Annotated in this window: 7 tRNA genes and 2 rRNA genes; all 9 read left to right on the top strand. The window is 49.6% G+C overall.

Annotation, left to right across the window (positions count from 1 at the left end):
* A 5S ribosomal RNA gene (gene rrf / locus BM124_RS18460) occupies positions 1 to 95 on the top strand; the annotation flags it as partial.
* A gap of 8 nt (positions 96 to 103) precedes the next feature.
* Positions 104 to 179: transfer RNA gene (locus BM124_RS18455), tRNA-Val, on the top strand.
* A gap of 5 nt (positions 180 to 184) precedes the next feature.
* Positions 185 to 260: transfer RNA gene (locus BM124_RS18450), tRNA-Thr, on the top strand.
* Between the two features lie 93 nt (positions 261 to 353).
* A tRNA-Lys gene (locus tag BM124_RS18445) sits at positions 354 to 429 on the top strand.
* Between the two features lie 119 nt (positions 430 to 548).
* Positions 549 to 623: transfer RNA gene (locus BM124_RS18440), tRNA-Gly, on the top strand.
* A gap of 8 nt (positions 624 to 631) precedes the next feature.
* A tRNA-Arg gene (locus BM124_RS18435) sits at positions 632 to 708 on the top strand.
* A gap of 114 nt (positions 709 to 822) precedes the next feature.
* A tRNA-Pro gene (locus BM124_RS18430) sits at positions 823 to 899 on the top strand.
* A gap of 9 nt (positions 900 to 908) precedes the next feature.
* A tRNA-Ala gene (locus BM124_RS18425) sits at positions 909 to 984 on the top strand.
* A 180-nt stretch (positions 985 to 1164) separates the two neighbouring features.
* Positions 1165 to 1348, top strand: a 16S ribosomal RNA gene (locus BM124_RS18420); the annotation flags it as partial.

Genomic DNA, 1348 nt, shown 5'->3' with positions numbered 1-1348 from the left:
TCCCACCCGTTCCCATGCCGAACACGGAAGTTAAGCTCTCCAGCGCCGATGATAATGAAGGGGCAACCCTTTGTGAAAGTAGGACGCCGCCAGGCTTTTTAGTGGAGGGTTAGCTCAGCTGGGAGAGCATCTGCCTTACAAGCAGGAGGTCGGCGGTTCGATCCCGTCACCCTCCACCATTTATGCCGGTCTAGCTCAATTGGCAGAGCAACTGACTTGTAATCAGTAGGTTGGGGGTTCGATTCCTCTGGCCGGCACCATGCTTTTTTACATTAGTATAAAATGTATAACTTAAATACCATCTGCGTTATGGTTTATTTTTTTCTTCGGCAAGTGGTATTGTTCATAGATGAGAGCCATTAGCTCAGTTGGCAGAGCATCTGACTTTTAATCAGAGGGTCGGAGGTTCGAATCCTCCATGGCTCACCATTTCAAATCAAAAGGTGTGCAGGATTCTCACCTACGGTTCCCTGTAGCGGGGACGTTGTTTCAGGAAGCTGCAGGACTAGCTTCGCGTCGGAATCCTCCATGGCTCACTATTTCAAAATGCGGAAGTAGTTCAGTGGTAGAACACCACCTTGCCAAGGTGGGGGTCGCGGGTTCGAATCCCGTCTTCCGCTCCATGTATCATGCGCCCGTAGCTCAATTGGACAGAGCGTCTGACTACGGATCAGAAGGTTAGGGGTTCGACTCCTCTCGGGCGCACCATTTTTTCATTACATTCCTAAATTGATTTTGTAATGAAAACATACAGCATAGGGATATAACCTGATGCAGAAAGTACAGCTGACTGCGGGACTCGCAGTTTATTCTTTCAAAGAACGGGAAGTAGCTCAGCTTGGTAGAGCGCTTCGTTCGGGACGAAGAGGTCGTAGGTTCAAATCCTGTCTTCCCGACCATTTAATCACGGGGCCTTAGCTCAGCCGGGAGAGCGCCTGCTTTGCACGCAGGAGGTCAGCGGTTCGATCCCGCTAGGCTCCACCAAAAAAGAATTTCATAAAAGTATTGACTCTGCTTAAATGGGTTGGTACAATTGCAATTGTCGCTTTGAAAAGCGGCATACAAACTGCCCTTTGAAAATTGAATGAAAGTCAAGCGTCTGTCAATTCAAATGACCGTTTTTCGGTCATACAGATAAGAAACACAGCACAGCATCAAACTTTTTTATTGGAGAGTTTGATCCTGGCTCAGGACGAACGCTGGCGGCGTGCCTAATACATGCAAGTCGAGCGCGGGAAGCAGGTAGATCCCTCCGGGGTGAAACCTGTGGAACGAGCGGCGGACGGGTGAGTAACACGTGGGCAACCTGCCTGAAAGTCCGGGATAACCCCGGGAAACCGGAGCTAAT

The sequence above is a fragment of the Salibacterium halotolerans genome (genome assembly GCF_900115625.1).
GTDB lineage: Bacteria > Bacillota > Bacilli > Bacillales > Marinococcaceae > Salibacterium > Salibacterium halotolerans.
Note: the sequence above shows the minus strand (reverse complement) of the source record. Positions and strands in the feature narration are given on the sequence as shown.